The sequence below is a fragment of the Nonomuraea sp. NPDC050547 genome (assembly GCF_044457345.1).
GTDB lineage: Bacteria > Actinomycetota > Actinomycetes > Streptosporangiales > Streptosporangiaceae > Nonomuraea.
In genome coordinates, this window is sequence record NZ_JBITGW010000008.1 from 239,580 (window position 1) to 261,942 (window position 22,363).

At 69.6% G+C, this 22,363-nt stretch carries 18 protein-coding genes; 6 read left to right on the forward strand and 12 right to left on the reverse strand.

The window, feature by feature from the left end; translation table 11 throughout:
* Positions 1 to 192: 192 nt before the first annotated feature.
* From ACIBHY_RS21760 to ACIBHY_RS21790, 7 genes are all read right to left on the reverse strand, one after another.
* A complete protein-coding gene (locus tag ACIBHY_RS21760) occupies positions 193 to 948 on the reverse strand; it encodes a succinate dehydrogenase/fumarate reductase iron-sulfur subunit (RefSeq protein ID WP_397099166.1) in 756 nt (251 codons plus the stop codon).
* A complete protein-coding gene (locus tag ACIBHY_RS21765; RefSeq protein WP_397251564.1) occupies positions 945 to 2,819 on the reverse strand; it encodes a fumarate reductase/succinate dehydrogenase flavoprotein subunit in 1,875 nt (624 codons plus the stop codon). Before ACIBHY_RS21765 ends, ACIBHY_RS21760 begins: the two co-directional genes overlap by 4 nt.
* Before the next feature lie 9 nt (positions 2,820 to 2,828).
* Positions 2,829 to 3,620 (reverse strand): hypothetical protein, encoded by a 792-nt coding sequence (locus ACIBHY_RS21770; protein ID WP_397099170.1) that lies wholly within the window; start codon positions 3,618 to 3,620, stop codon positions 2,829 to 2,831.
* A gap of 185 nt (positions 3,621 to 3,805) precedes the next feature.
* The gene (locus ACIBHY_RS21775) at positions 3,806 to 4,246 is read right to left on the reverse strand and encodes a response regulator (protein ID WP_397099172.1); all 441 of its coding nucleotides are present in this window, start codon (positions 4,244 to 4,246) and stop codon (positions 3,806 to 3,808) included.
* Positions 4,243 to 5,388 carry an ATP-binding protein gene (locus ACIBHY_RS21780; RefSeq protein WP_397307561.1) on the reverse strand — a complete coding sequence of 382 codons (1,146 nt, stop codon included), beginning with the start codon at positions 5,386 to 5,388 and terminating at the stop codon, positions 4,243 to 4,245. The genes ACIBHY_RS21775 and ACIBHY_RS21780 overlap by 4 nt, the downstream gene beginning before the upstream one ends.
* Positions 5,385 to 6,506, reverse strand: a complete 1,122-nt coding sequence (locus tag ACIBHY_RS21785; protein WP_397251560.1) for a PP2C family protein-serine/threonine phosphatase — start codon at positions 6,504 to 6,506, stop codon at positions 5,385 to 5,387. The genes ACIBHY_RS21780 and ACIBHY_RS21785 overlap by 4 nt, the downstream gene beginning before the upstream one ends.
* 37 nt (positions 6,507 to 6,543) lie before the next feature.
* Positions 6,544 to 7,500 carry a LysR family transcriptional regulator gene (locus ACIBHY_RS21790; RefSeq protein ID WP_379610646.1) on the reverse strand — a complete coding sequence of 319 codons (957 nt, stop codon included), beginning with the start codon at positions 7,498 to 7,500 and terminating at the stop codon, positions 6,544 to 6,546.
* 225 nt (positions 7,501 to 7,725) lie between these two features.
* Here ACIBHY_RS21790 and ACIBHY_RS21795 point away from each other — a divergent pair, with 225 nt between their 5' ends.
* The 4 genes from ACIBHY_RS21795 (at position 7,726) to ACIBHY_RS21810 (ending at position 12,341) form a co-directional block, all read left to right on the forward strand.
* A complete protein-coding gene (locus ACIBHY_RS21795; RefSeq protein WP_397307641.1) occupies positions 7,726 to 8,436 on the forward strand; it encodes a succinate dehydrogenase cytochrome b subunit in 711 nt (236 codons plus the stop codon).
* Positions 8,433 to 10,358, forward strand: a complete 1,926-nt coding sequence (locus ACIBHY_RS21800; protein ID WP_397251558.1) for a fumarate reductase/succinate dehydrogenase flavoprotein subunit — start codon at positions 8,433 to 8,435, stop codon at positions 10,356 to 10,358. The genes ACIBHY_RS21795 and ACIBHY_RS21800 overlap by 4 nt, the downstream gene beginning before the upstream one ends.
* Positions 10,358 to 11,095, forward strand: a complete 738-nt coding sequence (locus ACIBHY_RS21805) for a succinate dehydrogenase/fumarate reductase iron-sulfur subunit (RefSeq protein ID WP_397099180.1) — start codon at positions 10,358 to 10,360, stop codon at positions 11,093 to 11,095. The genes ACIBHY_RS21800 and ACIBHY_RS21805 overlap by 1 nt, the downstream gene beginning before the upstream one ends.
* A 121-nt stretch (positions 11,096 to 11,216) precedes the next feature.
* A complete protein-coding gene (locus tag ACIBHY_RS21810) occupies positions 11,217 to 12,341 on the forward strand; it encodes an NAD(P)/FAD-dependent oxidoreductase (RefSeq protein ID WP_397307562.1) in 1,125 nt (374 codons plus the stop codon).
* Here the strand turns inward: ACIBHY_RS21810 and ACIBHY_RS21815 are convergent.
* The 5 genes from ACIBHY_RS21815 to ACIBHY_RS21835 form a co-directional block, all read right to left on the reverse strand.
* The gene (locus tag ACIBHY_RS21815; RefSeq protein WP_397251554.1) at positions 12,331 to 12,963 is read right to left on the reverse strand and encodes a phosphotransferase; all 633 of its coding nucleotides are present in this window, start codon (positions 12,961 to 12,963) and stop codon (positions 12,331 to 12,333) included. The two genes, ACIBHY_RS21810 and ACIBHY_RS21815, sit on opposite strands and share 11 nt — an antisense overlap.
* A complete protein-coding gene (narI, locus tag ACIBHY_RS21820; protein WP_397251553.1) occupies positions 12,960 to 13,640 on the reverse strand; it encodes a respiratory nitrate reductase subunit gamma in 681 nt (226 codons plus the stop codon). Before narI ends, ACIBHY_RS21815 begins: the two co-directional genes overlap by 4 nt.
* On the reverse strand, positions 13,637 to 14,191 hold the full coding sequence (narJ, locus tag ACIBHY_RS21825) for a nitrate reductase molybdenum cofactor assembly chaperone (RefSeq protein WP_397251552.1): 555 nt from the start codon (positions 14,189 to 14,191) through the stop codon (positions 13,637 to 13,639). The genes narI and narJ overlap by 4 nt, the downstream gene beginning before the upstream one ends.
* Positions 14,188 to 15,798 carry a nitrate reductase subunit beta gene (gene narH / locus ACIBHY_RS21830; protein WP_397251550.1) on the reverse strand — a complete coding sequence of 537 codons (1,611 nt, stop codon included), beginning with the start codon at positions 15,796 to 15,798 and terminating at the stop codon, positions 14,188 to 14,190. The genes narJ and narH overlap by 4 nt, the downstream gene beginning before the upstream one ends.
* Before the next feature lie 61 nt (positions 15,799 to 15,859).
* Entirely contained in the window at positions 15,860 to 19,387 is a 3,528-nt protein-coding gene (locus ACIBHY_RS21835) for a nitrate reductase subunit alpha (protein WP_397307563.1), read from the reverse strand.
* A gap of 45 nt (positions 19,388 to 19,432) precedes the next feature.
* On the opposite strand from ACIBHY_RS21835, the gene ACIBHY_RS21840 reads away from it, so the two are divergent.
* Together ACIBHY_RS21840 and ACIBHY_RS21845 are read left to right on the forward strand one after the other, a co-directional pair.
* Entirely contained in the window at positions 19,433 to 20,578 is a 1,146-nt protein-coding gene (locus ACIBHY_RS21840; protein WP_397307564.1) for a nitrate/nitrite transporter, read from the forward strand.
* 39 nt (positions 20,579 to 20,617) lie between these two features.
* Entirely contained in the window at positions 20,618 to 22,306 is a 1,689-nt protein-coding gene (locus ACIBHY_RS21845; protein WP_397251547.1) for an ABC transporter ATP-binding protein, read from the forward strand.
* Positions 22,307 to 22,363 lie beyond the last annotated feature (57 nt).

Sequence of the window (22,363 nt, forward strand, 5' to 3'; positions counted from 1 at the left end):
ACTTGGCGGGGCAGAGTGGGCCGTGGCGGCGGTGCGTTCGTCCGGCGCGAGAAGCGATCCCCCCGACACGTGAGCCCGCGGCGGTGGGTGGGGGTGGGGCGGCTTGCCGTAACGGAGCATCGGCTTGACGGCGCGCGCACAGGAAAGTGCCCGCCGTCACGGGGTGGCGGCGGGCACTTTTGAGATGAGAAGTTATGACTTCGGGCGGCGGAAGATCTTGTTGCCCAGCCAGACCAGCGGGTCGTATTTACGGTCGACGACGCGCTCCTTCATGGGGATCAGGGCGTTGTCGGTGATCTTGATGTGTTCCGGGCAGACCTCGGTGCAGCACTTGGTGATGTTGCAGTAGCCCAGGCCGTGCTGCTCCTGTGCCGAGTCCTGGCGCTCCGCCACGTCATACGGGTGCATGTCCAGCTCCGCGATCCGCATCAGGAAGCGCGGGCCGGCGAAGGCGGGCTTGTTCTCCTCGTGGTCGCGGATCACGTGGCAGACGTTGTTGCACATGAAGCACTCGATGCACTTGCGGAACTCCTGCGAGCGCTCGACGTCCACCTGCTTCATGCGGTACTCGCCCGGCCGGACGTCGGCCGGCGGGGTGAAGCTGGGGATCTCGCGGGCCTTCTGGTAGTTGAAGGAGACGTCCGTCACGAGGTCCTTGATGACGGGGAAGGTCCGCATCGGGGTGACGGTGATGGTCTCGTCCTCCTCGAAGGTGGACATCCGGGTCATGCAGCCCAGGCGCGGCTTGCCGTTGATCTCCATGGAACACGAGCCGCACTTGCCGGCCTTGCAGTTCCAGCGGACGGCGAGATCGGGCGCCTGGGTGGCCTGGAGGCGGTGGATGATGTCGAGGACGACCTCGCCCTCGTTCACCTCGACGGTGAAGTCCTCGAGCTTGCCTTCACCGCCCTCACCGCGCCAGACCTTGAACTTCGCCTTGTAACTCATTCTGCGTTCCCCAGCTCTTCTTCGGTGAGGTACTTCTTCAGCTCGCCCAGATCGAACAGGTCGAACAGGTCCTTGCGCATCGGCGGCTGGACCTTCTCCTCGACGGTGACGGCCGATCCGTCGGGGGTGGCGCAGACGAGGAGCTTGCGGCGCCACTCGGGGTTCATGCCCGGGAAGTCGTCGCGGGTGTGGCCGCCGCGGCTCTCCTGGCGCAGCAGCGCCGCGCGGGCCACACACTCCGAGACCAGCAGCATGTTGCGCAGGTCGAGCGCGAGGTGCCAGCCGGGGTTGTAGATGCGCGAGCCGGCGGCGCCGACGAGTTCCACGCGCTCCTTGAGCTTCTCCACGACCTCCAGGGCCTCGGAGACCTCCTCGGCCTTGCGGATGATGCCGACCAGCTCGTTCATCGTCCGCTGGAGCTCGTGGTGGACCTCGTAGGGGTTCTCGCCGCCGCGCTCCAGCGGGGCGAGGGCCTCGGCCTTGGCGGCGTCGACGGACTCCTGCGCGACCGTGGGGCGGGCCGGGAGCGAGCTGACGTACTCGGCCGCGCCGAGCCCGGCCCTGCGGCCGAAGACCAGCAGGTCGGACAGGGAGTTGCCGCCGAGGCGGTTGGAGCCGTGCATGCCGCCGGAGACCTCGCCGGCCGCGAACAGCCCGGGTACGGCCGCCGCCCCCGTGTCGGCGTCGACCTCGACACCGCCCATGATGTAGTGGCAGGTGGGGCCGACCTGCATGGGTTCGGCGGTGATGTCGACGTCGGCCAGCTCCTTGAACTGGTGGTGCATCGACGGCAGCCGCCGCTTGATCTCGTCGGCGGGCAGGCGGGTGGACACGTCCAGGAAGACGCCGCCCTGGGGGGATCCGCGGCCCGCCTTCACCTCGGCGTTGATGGCGCGGGCCACCTCGTCACGGGGCAGCAGTTCCGGGGGGCGCCGGTTGTTGGCCTGGTCGGTGTACCAGCGGTCGCCCTCTTCTTCGGTGGTGGCGTACTTGTCCTTGAAGACGTCCGGGATGTAGTCGAACATGAAGCGCTTGCCCTCGGAGTTGCGCAGCACGCCGCCGTCTCCGCGGACCGACTCGGTGACCAGGATGCCGCGCACCGAGGGCGGCCAGACCATGCCGGTCGGGTGGAACTGGATGAACTCCATGTTGATGAGGTTGGCGCCGGCCAGCAGGGCCAGGGCGTGGCCGTCGCCGGTGTACTCCCAGGAGTTGGAGGTGACGACGTAGGACTTGCCGATGCCGCCGGTGGCCAGGACGACCGCGGGCGCGTCGAAGAGGATGAAGTTGCCGGTCTCGCGCCAGTAGCCGAACGCGCCGGAGATGGCCTCGCCATCCTTGAGCAGCCGGGTGACCGTGCACTCCTGGAAGACCTTGATGTAGGCCTCGTAGTCGCCGTGGGTCTCCTGGTCCTCCTGCTGCAGGGCGACGACGCGCTGCTGCAGCGTGCGGATCAGCTCCAGGCCGGTACGGTCGCCGACGTGGGCCAGGCGCGGGTACTCGTGGCCGCCGAAGTTGCGCTGGCTGATCTTGCCGTCCTTGGTGCGGTCGAAGAGCGCGCCCCAGGCCTCCAGCTCCCAGACGCGGTCGGCGGCCTCTTTGGCGTGGAGCTCAGCCATGCGCCAGTTGTTGAGGAACTTGCCGCCGCGCATGGTGTCGCGGAAGTGCACCATCCAGTTGTCGTCGGAGTTGACGTTGCCCATCGCGGCGGCAGCGCCGCCCTCGGCCATGACCGTGTGGGCCTTGCCGAACAGGGACTTGCAGACGATCGCCGTGCGCTTGCCCTGCTGCCGGGCCTCGATCGCGGCCCGCAGCCCGGCGCCGCCCGCTCCGATGACGACGACGTCGTATTCGTGACGCTCGATTTCCACAGGTTTTCCTTATGCGAACGGGAAGTTGACGATGCCCTTGGCCACGAGCCTGACGTAGAGGTCGGCGCCCATCACCGAGAACATCGAGGCCCACGCGAGGGGCTGGTGCTTGGCGTTGAGCTTCGAGACGAATGTCCAGGCCTTGTAGCGCACCGGGTGCCGGGAGAAGTGGTTCAGGCGGCCGGCGGTGATGTGCCGGCACGAGTGGCAGGACAGCGTGTACAGGTTGATCAGCACCGCGTTGAGGATCAGGATCCAGGTGCCGAGCCCGGTCGGCGTGTGGATGAGCGCGAGGACCGCGTCGTAGGCCAGGATCAGGCCGATGGCGATCGCCGCGTAGAAGAAGTAGCGGTGGATGTTCTGGATGATCAGCGGGAACCGCGTCTCACCCGTGTACTTGCCGTGTGGCTCCTGCACCGCGCACGCCGGAGGCGAAAGCCAGAACGAGCGGTAGTAGGACTTGCGGTAGTAGTAGCACGTGAGCCGGAAACCGCCGGGCAGGCCCAGAATCAGCAGGCCGGGCGGCAGGGTGTACCAGTCGCCGAAGGGCGCCAGCCCGAGGAAGCGGGCGCCCTCGGGACAGGACGTCGCCAGACATGGCGACGAGAACGGGGCTATGTACTCGCTCGGCGCGTAGTAGTAGCTGCCGTCGAAGATCGCCCACACGCCGTAGACAAGGAATGAGCTGAGCCCAAGAAAGGTCAGCAGCGGGGCCAGCCACCAGTTATCGGTGCGAAGCGTGCGCACTTTGATCTGCGCGCGCTGTCTCCTTACCGGGCTTTCAGGCGTCGTCTGGGTCATCGCGGACCTCTCCACCTCCCGCGGACCCTGCTCGCCTGGGGTCCGGGTTCGAGTCGCTGAGCGCGCGGCGTCTCCGCTCGGGCGCGCATTTGGTGGGGGATACGTTACGACGACGGCATCACGTTTTGTGAGAAGGGTCACTCACTTTTTCGATGGCCCTGTGTGATTCCTGTCACGTCCGCACGTCAGAGGCGGTGTCCTTGGTTCGGTAGCTTCACTACGGTCACGAAAAAATTGTCTATTTGCCGGACAACTCGGATAAATTGGTCAAAATCTACCGGTTTGGTGACATATGCGTTTGCGTGGAGCTGGTAGCTGCGGATGATGTCCTCCTCCGCCTCCGACGTCGTCAGGATCACCACCGGGATCGAACGCAACGTGGCGTCCGCCTTCACCTCCTGCAACACCTCCATGCCGTCCATGCGCGGCAGGTTGAGGTCGAGCAGGACCAGGTCCGGGCGGGGCGCGTCGGCGTAGCCCTCCTCGCGGCGCAGGAAGGCGAGCGCCTGCTCGCCGTCGTTGACCACGTGCAGGCGGTTCTTGACCTTGTTCAGCTCGAAGGCCTCCCGGGTGAGCAGGATGTCGCCCTGGTCGTCCTCGACCAGCAGCACTTCGATCGGGATCATGAGTCCTCTTCCGCTTCCGGCAGGGTCCAGCGGAACGTGGCTCCCGGGCCCTCGCCGTCGGGGTCGAGCCAGAGCAGTCCGCCGTGATACTCCACGATCTTCCTGCACAGGGCCAGCCCGATCCCGGTGCCCGGGTAGACGTCGCGCGCGTGCAGGCGCTGGAAGATCAGGAAGATGCGGTCAGCGTACTTGGCCTCGACGCCGATGCCGTTGTCGGAGCAGCTGAACTCCCACATGCCGTCGTCGGTGCGCCGCGCCCCGATGTGGATGCGCGGGGGGACGTCGGAGCGGAACCTGACGGAGTTCTCCACCAGGTTCTGGAACAGACGGACCAGCTGCGACCTGTTACCCACCACCTTCGGCAGACGGTCGGAGGTCACCACCGTCTCGGTGTCCTCGATGGCCGCCGACAGGTTCTCCAGTGCCGTGTTCAGGGCCTCGCCGGTGTCGGTGATCACGCGCTCACCGTGGACCCGGCCCACGCGGGAGAAGTCGAGCAGGTCGTTGATGAGGACCTGCATGCGCTTGGCGCCGTCCACGGCGTAGCCGATGTACTGCTTGGCGCGGTCGTCGAGCTGCGGGCCGTACCTCTGCTCCAGCATTTGCGTGAAGCTGGCCACCTTGCGCAGCGGCTCCTGCAGGTCGTGGCTGGCCACGTAGGCGAACTGCTCCAGCTCGCCGTTGGAGCGCCGCAGCTCGTCGGCCTGCTCCTCGGCGCTGCGCCAGCCCTCCAGGATGCGCCCGCGCATCGAGTCGACGTGGGAGGCCAGCTCGGCGAGCTCGGCGGGGCGGTCGACCCGCAGCCTGCGGTTGAAGTCGCCCGCCGCGACCTCGCGCACCTGTCCGGCGAGCTGGGCCATGGGCTTGAGCACGGCGTAGCGGATCATGAACGTCAGCGCCACGGCGGCCACGAGGATGACGGTGAAGACCACGATGAGCATGGTGTTCAGCTGGTCCAGCCTGGCCACGACCTCGGGGCGCGGCTGGATCGTGCGGACCTGTTCCACCAGCGTCAGCGTCACGCCGACGCCGACGGCGTAGGCCAGCGCCATGACGACGCCGGCGGCGACGAACCAGCGGGCCACGGGCAGCCGGCCGATGCCGGTGGGCTCCTTGGCCGGCGGCAGCGGATGAAGGTTCACGGCGCTCTCCTCTGGACGAGGACCACGGCCAGGTCGTCGGTGAGGGTTCCGACGTGCCGGATCAGCCGGTCGAGGTCGACGTGGCCGTGCTCGCGCACCAGCTCCACGAGCCCGTCGACGCCCAGCTGGTCCTGCTCCACGGCCGCCTCGATGAGGCCGTCGGTGTAGAGCATGAGGGACCAGTCCTGGCCCAGGGGCACGTCGATGGCGTGCCATTCCGCGTCCCGGAAGATGCCCAGCGGCGGCCCCGACGGGCCCTCGCTGACGGCCTCGACCACGCCGTCGCGGATCAGCACCGGCGGCGGATGGCCGACGATCCGCATCTCCGCGTGGGTGAGGTCGGGGGTCAGGGTGGCCGTGCAGAGCGTGGTGTAGATCTCCGGAGCCTTGCGCTCGACCCTGAGCAGCGCGTCCATCGCGTGCAGCATGACGTCGCCGGTCTGCCCGGCCAGCACCAGCGTGCGCCAGGCGATGCGCAGCGCGACGCCGAGCGCGGCCTCGTCGGGGCCGTGCCCGCACACGTCGCCCACCACGATGTGCACCGAGCCGTCGGACGTCTGCACGGTGTCGTAGAAGTCGCCGGCGAGCAGGGCGCCCTGGCTGCCGGGCAGGTAGCGGGTGGTGTGCTCGATCGTGTCGCCGCTCAGCAGCGGGACGGGCAGCAGACCGCGTTCGAGCCGGGCGTTCTCCTGGGCGCTCACCTCCGCCTTGATCAACATCCGCTGGGTGCGTCTGCGCTCCATGGAGTAGCGGATCGAGCGGACCAGCAGCCGGGCGGTGATGTCCTGCTTGACCAGGTAGTCCTGGGCGCCGGCCTGCACCGCGGCCACGCCGACGTGCGCCTCGCTGGTCCCGGTCAGCACCAGGACCGCGGCCTGCGGCGCGGCCGCCAGCACCTGCTCCAGGGCCTCCAGCCCGCTGGCGTCCGGCAACGACAGGTCGACGAGCACGCACTGCACGTCGGGGGTGAGCTTGGGCAGGCCCTCGGCCAGGCTGCGTGCCCAGGTGATGCGCGGGGGTGCCTCCGCCTCCTTGAGCAGCTCCTCGACCAAGAAGGCATCACCGTCGTCGTCCTCGATGAGGACGAGGGTGAGCGTCTCAGATAGTGAAGCCGTCACGCACTGCCCTCTCCACTGCCTCGTAGCGATCGCTGGTTCATTCTGCGATGAGCTCGACCCCTTGTGGAAGCGTCCCTTCGTGCGCGGCCTCGACGAGAAACGTCCGCAGGGTGGCGCGGAACGCCTGGGCCGCGCGGGTCGGCTCGACGTCCTTGCGGTTGGCCAGCGCGATCGTGCGGCTCAGGCCCGGTGGCGCCAGGGGTGTGCCGGTCAGTCCCGGCCGCCCGTCGAGCACCATCGACGGCACCACGGCCACGCCCAGGCCCGCCTCCACGAACCGCAGCACCGCGTCCATCTCGCCGCCCTCGACCGCGAAGCGCGGCTCGAAGCCCGCCTGACGGCAGGCCGCGAGCGTGGCCTCGCGCAGGTCGTAGCCGCGCCGGAACATCACCATCGGCCGTCCGCGCAGGTCCTCGATCCGCACGTACGGCCGGCGGATCGCCATGTCGTCACCCACCGGCCCGGCCCGCCGGTGACTGGGTGAGACGACGACCAGGTTCTCCCGCAGGATCTCCTCGGTGACCAGCGAGGGGTCGTCGTGCTGGAGCGGCGTGATGATCAGCGACAGGTCGATCTGCCCGCGGGCCAGCGCCCTGACCAGGTCGCGTGAGCCGCCCTCCTCGACGTGGAGCCGGATGCCCGGATAGTCGCGGTGGAAGCGGGCCAGCGCGTCGGCCAGCAGCCCGGCGCACAGGGACGGGGTGGCGCCCAGCCGTACGCGGCCGCGGCGCAGTCCTGCCAGCTCGGCCACCTCCTGCCGGGCGGTGTCGGCGTCGGCGAGCATGCGGCGGGCCAGCGGCAGGAGCGCCTCGCCCGCGGGGGTGAGCGTGACGTTGCCGCGCGCACGGGAGAACAGCGGCGCGCCGAGTTCGGTCTCCAGGGCCTTGATCTGCTTGCTCAGCGACGGCTGGGCCACGCGCACGCTCTCGGCGGCCTGGGTGAAGTGCCTGGTCTCGGCTACCGCGACGAAATAGGCGAGCTGCTGCAATTGCATGATCTCCATAGCTTACGGCTATCGCCAGGCTGTGATTTTGCTCGCACGCGTGCTTTGTGGATTTTGCGGTAGCCGTACGAAACCAAGGGTCATAGCTCTTGGCTATGGAAACCAGATCCATGATGACTTGGACGGATCATCCCTGGATACCTAGCGTTCCAAGATGTGACTGCCACGATTGAGCGCGGGGCCGCGACGGCACCCGTGAGTCCCCCCAAGACGGAAGTGGGGAAGACCCCTGCTCCGCCAACGCCCAAGAAGTCCCGCGGGTTCCTGAGCTCGTCGAACGGCAGGAAAGTCATCATGGCCGTCACGGGCGCCGTGATGGTGGGCTTCCTCGCCCTGCACATGCTGGGCAACCTGAAGATCTTCTACGGCCGGGACTCGTTCAACGAGTACGCGCACTGGCTGCGGACGCTGCTGCAGCCGTTCCTGCCGTACCGCGGAGTCGTGACCCTGCTGGAGATCACCCTCTTCGTGGCCGTGGTCCTGCACCTGTGGGCGGCCATCACGCTGACCCGCCGCGCGCGCAAGGCCAGGCCGGTGAAGTACGTGGCCAAGAAGTCGCAGGCCACCGGGTACGCCACGCACATCATGCGCTGGGGCGGCGTCACCATCGCGCTCTACATCGTCTGGCACCTGCTCGACCTGACCTTCGGCGTGGTCAACCCCGCCGGGGTCAACTCCGCGCCCGCCGACCGCATGATCGAGGGCTTCCAGCCCGGCCGCTGGTGGGTCACGGCCATCTACGTGATCGCCATCCTCCTGGTCGGCCTGCATCTGCGCCACGGCATCTGGTCGGCCTTCCAGACACTCGGCTGGGTCAAGGGAGAGCGCCGCCGGGTGGTGAAGCTGGGCGCGCTCGCGGTCTCGGCCGTGCTCGTGCTCGGGTTCCTCGCGCCGCCGCTGGCCATCATGTTCGGAGTAGTCAAGTGATCGAATACACCGAGGGCGAAGCCCTCCGGGACGCCAAGGCCCCGGAAGGCCCCATCGAGGAGCGGTGGGCCAAGCGGAAGTTCGCCGCCAAGCTCGTCAACCCCGCCAACAAGCGCAAGCTCAACGTCATCGTGGTCGGCACCGGCCTGGCCGGCGGCTCGGCCGCCGCGACCCTCGGCGAACTGGGCTACAACGTCAAGTCGTTCTGCTACCAGGACTCGCCCCGGCGGGCGCACTCGATCGCCGCCCAGGGCGGCATCAACGCCGCGAAGAACTACCGCGGCGACGGCGACTCGATCTACCGGCTCTTCTACGACACCGTCAAGGGCGGCGACTTCCGCGCCCGGGAGTCGAACGTCTACCGCCTGGCCGAGGTCTCGGTCAACATCATCGACCAGGCCGTGGCCCAGGGCGTGCCGTTCGCCCGCGAGTACGGCGGCCTGCTCGACACCCGCTCCTTCGGCGGCGCGCAGGTCTCGCGCACCTTCTACGCCCGCGGCCAGACGGGCCAGCAACTCCTGCTGGGCGCCTACCAGGCGCTGGAGCGGCAGGTGAAGGCCGGCACCGTCGAGATGTTCACCCGGCACGAGATGCTGGAGCTGATCGTCTCCGACGGCCGCGCGCGCGGCATCATCGTGCGTGACATGGTCACCGGCGAGATCGAGCGGCACACGGCCGACGCGGTCGTGCTGGCCACCGGCGGCTACGGCAACGTCTTCTTCCTGTCCACGAACGCCAAGGGCTGCAACACCACGGCCATCTGGCGGGCACACGAGCGCGGCGCGTACTTCGCCAACCCGTGCTACACGCAGATCCACCCGACCTGCATCCCGGTCTCCGGCGAGTACCAGTCGAAGCTGACGCTGATGTCGGAGTCCCTGCGCAACGACGGCCGGGTGTGGGTGCCCGTGGCCGCCGGCGACCAGCGCGCCCCCGGCGACATCCCGGACGAGGAGCGCGACTACTACCTGGAGCGCATCTACCCGGCCTTCGGCAACCTGGTCCCGCGTGACATCGCCTCGCGCGCGGCCAAGAACGTCTGCGACGAGGGCCGCGGCGTCGGCCCCGGCGGCCTGGGCGTCTACCTCGACTTCCGCGACGCGATCGCCCGCCTCGGCCGCGACGCCGTCGAGAAGAAGTACGGCAACCTCTTCGAGATGTACGAGCGCATCACCGGCGAGGACCCCTACACCCAGCCGATGCGCATCTACCCCGCCGTGCACTACACGATGGGCGGCCTGTGGGTGGACTACGACCTGCAGTCCACGGTCCCGGGCCTGTTCGTGATCGGCGAGGCCAACTTCTCCGACCACGGCGCCAACCGCCTGGGCGCCTCGGCGCTGATGCAGGGCCTGGCCGACGGCTACTTCGTGCTGCCGACCACGCTGGGCGACTACCTGGCCAACGGCCCGTACGGCGAGATCGACGAGGAAGCCGTGGCCGAGGCCGAGATCAAGGTACGCACCAAGATCGACCGCCTGATGGCCGTCAACGGCACCCGCACCCCGGACTCCTTCCACCGCGAGCTCGGCAAGATCATGTGGGACTACTGCGGCATGGAGCGCACCGAGGAGTCGCTGCGCAAGGCCCTGGACCTGATCCCGGCCCTGCGCGAGGAGTTCTGGCGCAACGTCAAGGTCAGCGGCACGCCAGAGGAGCTCAACCAGGTGCTGGAGAAGGCCGGCCGGGTGGCCGACTTCTTCGACCTGGCCGAGCTGATGTGCCTGGACGCGCTGGTGCGCACCGAGTCCTGCGGCGGCCACTTCCGCGCCGAGTCGCAGGACGCCGACGGCGAGGCGTTGCGCGACGACGAGCACTTCGCGCACGTCTCGGCGTGGGAGCGCACTCCCGACGGCCCGGTGCTGCACAAGGAAGCGCTCGAGTACGACTACGTCAAGATGAGCCAGCGGAGCTACAAGTAATGGATCTCACTCTCAAGGTGTGGCGGCAGAGCGGCCCCGGCGACGCCGGGCGCATGGTCACCTACCTGGCCAAGGACGTCTCCCCGGACATGTCCTTCCTGGAGATGCTCGACGTCGTCAACGAAAAGCTGATCCTGGAGGGCGACGACCCGATCGCCTTCGACCACGACTGCCGCGAGGGCATCTGCGGCATGTGCGGCATGGTCATCAACGGCGTGGCCCACGGTGAGCAGCGCGCCACGACGACGTGCCAGCTCCACATGCGCCACTTCGAGGACGGTGCCGAGATCACCATCGAGCCGTGGCGGGCCGCTCCCTTCCCGGTCATCAAGGACCTGGTCGTGGATCGGAGCGCCTTCGACCGCATCATCCAGGCGGGCGGGTTCGTCTCGGTCCCGGCCGGCTCCGCGCCGGACGCGCACGCGGTCCCGGTCCGCAAGGAGGACGCCGACGACGCCTTCGACGCGGCCACCTGCATCGGCTGCGGCGCCTGCGTGGCGGCCTGCCCGAACGGCTCGGCGTCGCTGTTCACCGCGGCGAAGATCACTCACCTGTCGCTGCTCCCGCAGGGCCAGCCGGAGCGCCTCAGCCGCGCCAAGGCGATGGTGGACCAGATGGACGCCGAGGGCTTCGGCGGCTGCACCAACACCGGCGAGTGCACGGCGGTCTGCCCGAAGGGGATCCCGCTGGACACCATCGCCCAGATGAACACCGAGTACCTGAAGGCCAGCAGGTAGCAGTCCGGGAGAAGGCCGCACGCCGGAGGGGGTGCGGCCTTTCCCATACCCCCGTGTGCACGGTGTACACTTGTCGATTACAATGTTCACTTGACTGGGGGCGGCATTGAACGTGGTCATCGTGGGCGCTTCGATCGGCGGGCTGACCGTGGCGGAGGTGCTGCGTCGCAGGGGGTTCGACGGCGCGATCACGCTCGTGGGGGAGGAGCGCCATCCGCCCTACGACCGTCCGCCGCTGTCCAAACAGGTCCTCACCGAGTCCTGGCCCGCCGAGCGCACCCGGCTGCTCGGCCAGGACGCGCTCGACCGGCTGGGCGTGAATTGGGTGCTGGGGCGGCGGGCCGTACACCTGGATCGGGGTGAACGGGTGGTGGGGCTGGACGACGGGCGGCGACTGGCGTACGACAGGCTGGTGATCGCGACCGGGCTGACGCCGCGGCGGCTGCCCGGCCAGCCCGTGCTGGACGGGCTGCACACGCTGCGCACCCTCGACGACGCGCTCGCGCTGCGCACGGAGCTGAAGGACGGCGTGCGGATCGCGGTGGTCGGCGCGGGCGTGCTCGGCTGTGAGCTCGCCGCCTCCGCGCGCACGCTCGGCCTGGAGGTGACGCTGATCGACCCCGCGCCGGTCCCCATGGCCCGCCACCTGGGCGCCAGGCTCGGCGCGCTCGTCGCGCGCACACACCGCCGGCACGGCGTGGACGTGCGGGTCAGCACCAAGGTCCACGCCTTCACCGGTACGGCCGGCCGCGTCGACGGCCTCGAACTGACCGGAGGCGAGAAGGTGCCCGCCGACCAGGTGATCGTCACCGTCGGCGCGGTGCCGGCCACCGGCTGGCTCATCGGCAGCGGCCTCGGCCTGAGCGACGGCGTCACCTGCGACGCCTACGGCGAGGCGGCTCCCGGGGTCTACGCGGTCGGTGACGTGGCCCGCTTTCCGGCGGGCCGCGTGGAGAGCCGGACGACCGCCACGGAACAGGCCGTGGCCGTCGCGGGCAACATCCTCGGCGACGAACGTCCGTTCTCCTCGATCCCCTACTTCTGGACCGACCAGTACGACGTGAAGCTCCAGATCCACGGCCGGATCGGCCACGACGACCGGATCCGGTGGATCGAGGGCGAACCCGGCGACGGCCGCTGGGTCGCCCTGGCGGAGAACGGCGACGAGGTGACCGCGGCCATCGGCTGGAAGCACGCCAGGGGCGTGCGCCTGGCCCGCGAGAAGATCTCTGCGCTCAGCCGGTGAAGGCGGCCGTCGCCGCGACCCGCTCCCGCCAGAGCTCCTCGCCCTCCGGCCCCCAACCGGCCGCGAAGGCCAGCAGCGCCCGGCAGCGCTCCAGCATCGCCGCGTGCCGCTCCGGCCACTCGGGCACCGGCCCGCCATAGGACTCGAAGAAGTACGGCAGCGCCTGCTCGTGCTCGGGATGGTGGGTCCTGACGATCCACTCGCACCACGCCAGGTCCTCGACCGGTTCGCCGCGGTGGGCCCACTCCCAGTCGAGCACCGCCGCGGTCTCGTGCGTCATCGGATCGATGATCAGGTTGTTGGGGCCGTAGTCGCCGTGGACCAGGACGCGGCCCCGGGCGGCGGGCATGGCGTGGATGGCGGCCAGCGTCCGCCCGCAGGCGGTCATGACCTCCTTGGCCAGACCCTCGTCGAGGAGATCCTGACCGTGGACGCCCGCGACGAACCTTGTGGTCAGACTGGTGTCGCTGACCGCCTGAACGGCGGGCACGGGCACCCGTCCGCGCAGGCGGCGCAACATCTTCCGCTCGGTTTCCAGCCGTTCCGCGGCGCCCGGACCCAGGTAACACTTCACGACCAGAGCGCCGTCGCCGAAGGTGCTGTTGGTGTAGCCATGCCTCACAGGGATTGATTCTGGCGCAGTCGGCTGCGGTAGACGATGTATGGGCGGAACAAGTACCCGACGGGTGCCGACAGCGCGTGCACGAGCCGGGTGAACGGGAACAGCCCGATCATCACCATTCCGGCGATGACGTGCAGTTTGAAGAACACGGTCGCCTCGGTCATCGCCTCGGCGTCCGGCCGGAACACGAAGACGCTGCGGAACCACGGCGAGACCGAGTCGCGGTACTCCGCCCCGGTCAGCGTGGCCACCAGCCCGGCGACGACGGCCAGCGCGAGCGCCACGTACATGACCTTGTCGTTGACGGTCGTGGCGCGGAAGACCGGGCCGTTGCGCCGTCTGCGGTAGATGAGCAGGGCCAGCCCGGCGAGCACGGCCAGCCCGGCGAGGCCGCCGAAGACGCGGGCCAGCAGGTGGTAGGCGTGGTCGGACAGGCCGATCGCCTCCGTCCACGTGGCCGGGATGAACAGGCCGATCACGTGCCCGGCGATCACGAACACCAGCCCGTAGTGGAACAGCGGCGAGGCGATCCGAAGGAGCCGCGACTCGTAGAGCTGCGACGAGCGGGTCGTCCAGCCGAACTTGTCGTAGCGGTAGCGCCAGAGCAGCCCGCCGATCAGCACCACCAGCGTCACGTAGGGCGCGATCACCCAGAAGAACGTCTCGCCGTAGTTCACCGGTACACCCCCACGGACTCGGCGGGCGGGCCGTCCTGGGCCAGCCGGGCCGCCGCCGCCCGCTGCTCCGCGGTCGGCTCGGGCAGGGCGCGGCGCACGCCGTCCAGCACGATCGTGTACGGCGAGCCGTACCCGTCCAGCGCCGAGCGCAGCAGCTCGATCCCCACCCGGTGCTCGGCCAGCAGCGCGGCGCCCGCGGCGTCCAGGGCGGCGAACTCCAGCATCACCGGGAGAAAGTCCGGCAGTTCGTCGTCCATCAGCTCCCACCCGGCGGCCCGGTAGCGGCCCTTGAGCGCGGCCAGCGACTCGCCGCGCCGCCGCGTGTCGCCGTCGGCGTAGTAGGTGAGGTAGAGGCAGCAGCGCCGCTTCATGTCGAACATCTCGACGTAGTGGGCGGCCAGCTCGCCCGGCCCCATGGCGTGGATGGCGTCGGCGAACCCGGGGAAGCACGGCGCGGCGGCCCGCTCGATCAGCGGCAGCCGTCCCCAGAACCGCTCGTCGGGGTAGGCCAGCAGGTGTGCGGCGGCCTGCCAGGTCACAGCCTTGTTCATGATGCCTCGCCCTTCTTCGGCGGGAACAGGCCGGCGGGCTTGCCCCTGCCGTCCCAGTTGAGGAGGTTGACCCGCTCGCGGGTGGTCTCCTCGCCGGTCTGGCGCTGCTTCAGCCCGTGGAAGCTCTCGATCGACACCGGCACCGGGCGGCCCGAGCCCTCCCCGAACGGCCCCGCCATCCCCGGCCCGCCGTCGTAGTCGAGGCTGCAGCCGATCTCCTCCACGGCCCCGGGCGTCTTGGAGTAGGCGGACGGGATGACGTAGCGCTCGTCGTAGCGGGCCAGGGCCAGCAGCCGGTACATGTCGTGGATGTCCTCGGCCGACAGCCCCGAGTGCGGCAGCTCGGGCTCCTCGCCCAGGTTGACGGCGCGCATGTACGAGCGCATGGCCGCCAGCCGCCGCAGCGCCGCCGTCACGGGCACCGGGTCGCCGGCCGTGAACAGCTCGGCCAGGTACTCCACCGGGATGCGCAGCGCCTCGACTGCGGCGAACAGGTTGTCGGCGTCCTCGCCGTCGTACCCCGAGCCGGCCAGCGCGTCCACGACGGGCGACAGCGGCGGCACGTACCAGACCATCGGCAGCGTGCGGTACTCCGGGTGCAGCGGCAACGCGATCCGGTAACGCATGATCAGGTCGTACACGGGCGAGCGGCGGGCCGCCTCGATCCAGTCGTCGGGGAGCCCGGAGGCGGCCACGGCCGGGTCGTCCGGGTCGACGAAGAGCGACAGCTGCGCCTCGTACAGCTCCTTGTCGTCGGCGATGCTCGCCACCTCGCCCACCCGGTCGGCGTCGTAGAGCATGACGCCCAGGTAGCGCAGGCGCCCGACGCACGTCTCCGAGCACACGGTCGGCAGCCCGACCTCCACCCTCGGGTAGCAGAACGTGCACTTCTCGGCCTTGCCGGTGCGGTGGTTGAAGTAGATCTTCTTGTACGGGCAGCCGGTCACGCACATCCGCCAGCCCCTGCAGCGGTCCTGGTCCACCAGGACGATGCCGTCCTCCTCGCGCTTGTACAGGGCGCCGGAGGGACAGGAGGCGACGCAGGACGGGTTCAGGCAGTGCTCGCAGATGCGCGGCAGGTAGAACATGAACGCCTGCTCGAACTCCAGTTTCACCTGGTCGCCGACCTTGCGCAGGATCGGGTCGGCCGACGGGTCGCCGCCGAGGTTGTCGTCCCAGTTGGCGCTCCAGCGGATCGCCATGGGCTCGCCGCTGATCAGCGAGCGCGGCGGCGCGACCGGGATGTCGTCGCCGAGCGGGGCGCGGGTGAGGTTCTCGTAGTCGTAGGTCCAGGGCTCGTAGTAGTCCTCGATGTTGGGCATGAGCGGGTTGGCGAAGATGCCGAGGAGCTTGCGTACCCGCCCGCCCGCCCGCAGCCGCAGCCGCCCCTTGGCGTCGACCTGCCATCCGCCGCGCCACCGGTCCTGGTCCTCGTGGCCGCGCGGGTATCCCTGGCCGGGGCGGGTCTCGACGTTGTTGAACCAGGCGTACTCGACCCCCGCCCGGTTGGTCCACGTCTGCTTGCAGGTGACCGAGCAGGTGTGGCAGCCGATGCACTTGTCGAGGTTCATCACCATCGCGAGCTGTGCCATGATCCGCGGGCTCATTGGTAGCTCACCTCTCGTACCTCGGCCCTCCACGCCGTTCGGTGCGTCAGGGTTCGCTCCATCAGTACGTCACCTCCTGCGAGCGCTTCCTGATCACCGTGATCTCGTCGCGCTGGTTGCCGGTCGGGCCGAGGTAGTTGAAGGCGTACGACAGCTGGGCGTACCCGCCGATCATGTGGGTGGGTTTGATCAGCACGCGGGTGAGCGCGTTGTGGATGCCGCCGCGCCGTCCGGTCGCCTCCGACTTCGGCACGTCGATCACCCGGTCCTGGGCGTGGTGCATGTAGACCGTGCCCTCCGGCATCCGGTGGGAGACGATGGCCCTGGCCACGACCACGCCGTTGCGGTTGGTGGCCTCGATCCAGTCGTTGTCGGCGGCGCCGATCCTCGCGGCGTCCTGGACCGACATCCAGATCACCGGGCCGCCGCGCGAGAGCGACAGCATGAGCAGGTTGTCCTGGTACTCGGAGTGGATGGACCACTTCGAGTGCGGTGTCAGATAGCGCACCACCAGCATGTCCGCGCTTCCCTCGCCGAACAGGGCGGTCATGTCCAGCGGCGGCCGGTAGACCGGCAGGGCCTCGCCGTACTCGTGCATCCAGTCGTGGTCGAGGAAGAAGTGCATCCGGCCGGTCAGCGTGTGCCACGGCTTGTGGTGCTCGACGTTGATGGTGAAGGGGGAGTAGCGGCGGTCGTGCGACTCCTTGCCCGACCATTCCGGGCTGGAGGCCACGTGCGTGGGCCTGGCCTGGGTGTCGGCGAAGACGATGCGGTGGTCGTGGTGGACGAGCTCGCCGAAGTCGGTGCCGGTCCGCTCGCCCAGTTGCCCGAAGCCCTGGGCGGCCAGCCGCCCGTTGCTGACCCCCGACAGCGCCAGGATCGCCTCGCACGCCTTGGCTTCGGTGTCGAGCATCGGCCGTCCCTTGGCGACCCCGCGCGGCACCAGCCCGCACCGCTCGCCGAGCCAGACCACCTCCTCGTCGGGCATGAACACCACGCCCTTCACCGGCAGCCCCTTGCCCTCGGCCAGCGGGCCGAGCGCCGCCATCTTCTCGGCGACCGCGCCGTAGTCGCGCTCGACCACCACCAGGTCGGGCGTGACGCGGGCGGGCGCGCGCCCGCCCGGCTGGGCGATCTCGCCGGGCGTGTCGTGCTGGTACGGCAGCGCCACGACGTCCTTCCTGACCCCGAGCCGATCCTTGGCCATGGCGCTGAAGGCCCTGGCGATCGCGTGGAAGGCGTGGAAGTCGCTCTTGGTCTCCCACGGCGGCGTGATGGCGGGGTTGAACGCGTGCACGAACGGGTGCATGTCCGTCGAGGACAGGTCGTGCTTCTCGTACCACGTCGCCGCGGGCAGCACGATGTCGGAGAACAACGTCGAGGACGTCATCCTGAAGTCCAGTGTCAGCAGCAGGTCCAGCTTGCCCCGCGGCGCCTGCTCGTCGGGCCGCGGCAGGTTCGAGCGCGCGCCGAGCAGATGGTGCAGGAAGTACTCGTTGCCCTTGGCGCTCGACCCCAGCAGGTTGGAGCGCCAGAGCGTCAGCACCCGCGGCCAGTTGCGCGGGTCGTCCGGGTCCTCGGCGGCGTAACGCAGGGTGCCGTTGGCGAGCTCCTCCTGGGCGTTCGCGACCGGGTCCGCCGCGTCGCCCAGCTCCAGCGGGTTGCGGTCGAAGGCGGGCGCCATCGGCATCCAGCCGTTCCTGACCGCCTCGGCCACCAGGTCGGCGGTGTGCCTGCCGCGGAAGGCCCCGGGGCCGATCGGGGAGCTCAGGTCGCCGGCGTCGAAGCGGTCGTAGCGCCACTGGTCGGTGTGCAGGTACCAGAACGGCGTGCCCGGTGTCTGCCGGGGCGGGCGCGACCAGTCGAGGCCGCCGGCCAGCTGCGCCCATCCGGTCTGCGGGCGGCATTTCTCCTGGCCCACGTAGTGCGCCCAGCCGCCGCCGTTGCGTCCCTGGCAGCCGGTCAGCATCAGAAGCGCCAGGAAGGCCCGGTAGATCGTGTCGCCGTGGAACCACTGCGTGGTCCCCGCGCCCAGGATGATCATGCAGCGGCCGCGGGTCTGCTCGGCCGTCGTGGCGAACTCCCTCACGATCTTGATCGCGCGCGCCGCCGGGACCTTCGTGATCGGCTCCTGCCAGGCCGGTGTGTACGGCTCCGACGCGTCGCCGTACCCGTGGGGCCAGCGGCCCGGCAGCCCGCGCCGGTGCACGCCGTACTGGGCCAGCATGAGGTCGAAGACGGTCGTGACCAGGTGCCCGCCGATCCGCCTGGCCGGGACGCCGCGGGTCAGCGGGCCGCCGCCGTCGAACCGAGGCAGCGCAATCTCCACCGGCTCCGCGCCGTACAGCGTGAGCAGGGGCTCGGTGTCGAGCTTGAGGTTCCAGCGGCCCTTTCCCCGCTCGCCCCACCGGAAGCCGACCGAGCCGTTGGGCACGACCGGCTCGCCGTCCGCGCCCAGGAAGACGGTCTTCCACTCCGCCGACTCCTCCTGCGACCCCAGGTCGGCGGCGGTCAGAAACTTGTCCGGCACGTGGCGGCCGTCGCGTTCGGTCAGCGTGACGAGGAAGGGCAGGTCGGTGAACCGGCTGACGTACTCGGTGAAGTACGGCACCTGCCGTTCGACGAAGCATTCCCTCAGCAGCACGTGGCCCATCGCCATGGCCAGAGCGCCGTCCGTGCCCGGGTTCACCGCCAGGAACTCGTCGGCGAACTTGGCCGCGTCGTTGTAGTCGGGGGCGACCACCACCACCTTCTGGCCCCGGTAGCGGGCCTCGGCCATCCAGTGGGCGTCGGGCGTGCGGGTGACCGGGACGTTGGCGCCCCACAGCATCAGGTACGCGGCGTCCCACCAGTCGGCCGACTCGGGCACGTCGGTCTGGTCGCCGAAGACCTGGGGGGAGGCGACCGGCAGGTCGGCGTACCAGTCGTAGAAGCTGAGCATGGTCCCGCCGATCAGCGAGACGAACCGGGCGCCGATCGCGTGACTGACCATGGACATGGCGGGGATGGGGGAGAAGCCGGCCACGCGGTCGGGGCCGTAGGTCTCGATGGTGTGGACGTGGGCGGCGGCGATCATCTCGGTGGCGAGGTTCCAGGTGATCCTGACGAGGCCGCCTTGGCCGCGGGCGCGTTGGTAGGTCTCCCGCTTTTCCGGATTTGTCGTGATTTCGGCCCAGGCGGCTACCGGGTCGAGGCCGCTGCCGCGGGCTTCGCCGTACATCCTGACCAGGACGCCCCGCGCGTAGGGGTAGCGGATCCGCGTCGGCGAGTAGGTGTACCAGGAGAAGGCGGCGCCGCGCGGGCAGCCGCGCGGCTCGTACTCGGGGCGGTCGGGGCCGACGCTCGGGTAGTCGGTCTGCTGGGTCTCCCAGGTGATGATGCCGTCCTTGACGTAGACCTTCCACGAGCACGAGCCCGTGCAGTTCACGCCGTGCGTCGAGCGGACCACCTTGTCGTGGCTCCACCGGTCGCGGTAGAAGGCGTCGCCCTCCCGGCCACCGGCCAGGTAGACGGTCCGCAGGTCCTGGCCCGTGACCGATCTGCGGAAGAACCGGCCGGTCTTCAGGAGGATGTCCTCCGCCTCACTCATACCCCCACTCCATCACACTCTGTAGCGATCTGTTACACAGGGTGCATGCGTGTGCGCAATCTCGTGTTGGCGACGGCGGCCTTCGCCATCACCTTCTGGGCGTGGAACCTCATCGGCCCGCTGTCCGGCAGCTACAGCAAGGCGCTGCACCTGTCGCCGACCGAGACCTCGATGCTGGTCGCGATCCCCGTGCTGGTCGGGTCGCTGGGGCGGATCCCGGTCGGGATGCTGGCCGACAAGTTCGGCGGGCGGCTGATGTTCGCGATCATCTGCTTCGTCTCGATCGTGCCGGTCGTGTTCGTGGGCTGGTCGAACTCCTACGCGTCGCTGCTGTTGTGGGGGTTTCTGCTGGGCATCCCGGGCACCTCGTTCGCGATCGGCATCCCGTTCGTCAACTCCTGGTACGAGCCGGCGCGGCGCGGGTTCGCCACCGGCGTGTTCGGGGCTGGGATGGGCGGCACCGCCTTGTCCGCATTTTTCACGCCACGGCTGGTCGAATCGCTGGGCCGTTCCACGACACACCTGATCATGGGCGCGGCGCTCGCCGTCATGGGCGTCATCATGCTGCTGGCCAGCCGCAACTCGCCCGCCTGGCAGCCCAGCACCGATCCCGCGCTGCCCCGCATGAAAGAAGCGATGAAGATCAAGGCCACCTGGCAGTGCGCCTTCCTGTACGCGGTCGCGTTCGGCGGCTTCGTCGCGTTCTCCACCTACCTGCCCACCCTGCTGCAGAACGTCTACGAGTTCGCCCAGACCGAGGCGGGCCTGCGTACCGCCGGGTTCTCCATCGCCGCCGTGATCGCCCGCCCGCTCGGCGGCATCTCCTCCGACCGGATCGGCCCGATCCGGGTGCTGACGATCTCCTTCGCCGGCGCCGTCGCCATGGCCGTCGTCCTCGCCTTCAAGCCGCCGCTGGAGATCCCCGCCGGGGTCAGCTTCGTGCTCATGGCCTTCTTTCTCGGCCTCGGCGCCGGCGGCGTCTTCGCGCTCGTCGCCAAGCTCGTCGAGGCCTCGCGGGTCGGCACCGTCACCGGCCTCGTGGGCGCCGCCGGAGGGCTCGGCGGATACTTCCCGCCGCTGGTCATGGGCGCTGTCTACACCGCGACCGGCGCGTACACGATCGGCTATCTGCTCCTCGCGCTGACCGCCCTGATGGCGCTGCTTTACACCCTACGGGGGTTCAGAAAATGATTTGCCTGGTCAGGGTGGCTTTGACAGCCTAGTCAGGCTATGCGCTCCCTGCCTGAAGCCGATCCCGGCACCCCTGACATCCGCACGCCCTTCCGCTACCTGCTGTGGAACGCGCTGCGGCAGAAGACCGCGCTCGCGATCGGCATCGGATTCGCCACCCTCTGGTGGATGGGACAGGCGCTCGTCCCCGCGGTGCTCGGCAAGGGCGTCGACGCCGTCACCGCCAAGGACACCCGCGCGCTGCTGATCTGGTCGGCGGTGATGCTCGGGCTGGGCCTGCTGCAGGCCTTCGCCGGCATCATGCGCCACCGCTTCGCCGTCTACAATTGGCTGGCCGCCGCGTACCGCACTGTCCAGCTCACCACCCGCCACGCCACCCGCCTCGGCGCCACGCTGCCCAAGCGGCTGTCGACCGGCGAGGTCATCAGCGTCGGCAACTCCGACATCGCGCACATCGGCAGCTCGATGGACATCCTGCTGCGCGGGACCGGGTCGGTCGTGGCGATCGTCACCGTCACGATCTACCTCATCTCCACCTCCCTGCCGCTCGGCCTGCTCGTGCTCTTCGGCGTGCCGCTCATGGCCGTCGCCGTCGGCCCGCTGCTCAAGCCGCTGCACAAACGCCAGAAGGCCCACCGCGACCTGCAGGGCGAGCTGTCCACGCGCTCGGCCGACATCGTCTCCGGCCTGCGCGTCCTGCGCGGCATCGGCGGCGAGCAGGTCTTCTCCGGGCGCTACCAGGAGGAGTCGCAGCGCGTACGCCACGCTGGCGTCCGCGTGGCCGGCATCGAATCGCTGCTCGAAGGCGCCCAGATCCTGCTGCCCGGCGTGCTCATCGCCGTCGTCACCGGCATCGGCGCCTCCTTCGCGCTCGGCGGCCAGATCACCGCCGGACAGCTCGTCGCCTTCTACGGCTACGCCGTCTTCCTCATCGGCCCCATGCGCACCCTCACCGAGGCCGCGGACAAGCTGACCAAGGGCCACGTGGCCGCGCGCCGCGTGGTCCGGATCCTGTCGATGGAACCCGAGGTCGACGGCGGCACCGGCGCCTCGGAAGGCGGCGTCCTGCGCGACTCCTACAGCGGTGTCACGCTCCAGCCCGGCACCATGACCGCGCTGGCCGCCCCCACGCCCGAGCAGGCCATCGAGGTCGCCGACCGCCTCGGCCGCTACGCCCACGGCGACGTCACCTTCGGCGGCGTCGACCTGGCCGAGCTGCCGATCCCCGAGGTCCGCGAGCGCATCCTGGTCGCCGACAACGCCGCCCGCCTGTTCTCCGGCCGCCTGCGCGACGAACTCGACGTGCGCGGCAACGCCTCCATCGACGAGGTACGCCACGCGCTGCGGGCCGCCTGCGCCGAGGACATCGTGGACGCGCTGCCCGAAGGCCTCGACACCGTGGTCGCCGAGAGCGGCCGCGAGTTCTCCGGCGGCCAGCAGCAGCGGCTGCGCCTGGCCCGCGCCCTGGTGGCCGACCCCGAGGTGCTCATCCTCGTCGAGCCCACCAGCGCCGTCGACGCCCACAGCGAGGCCCGCATCGCCGAGCGGCTCGCCAAGGCGCGCGCCGGAAAGACCACGCTGATCTGCACCACCAGCCCGCTCGTGCTCGACCGCACCGAGCACGTCGTCTACCTGGAGGACGGGCGCGTCCACGCCGAAGGCCCGCACCGCGAGCTGCTCGCCACGTCCAGCGCCTACTCGGCGACCGTCACGAGAGGAGAGGACTGAACATGGCCGCGGAGCGTGAACGGAGCGGAGGGCCGAGATATGAGGCTCTCCGCGTAG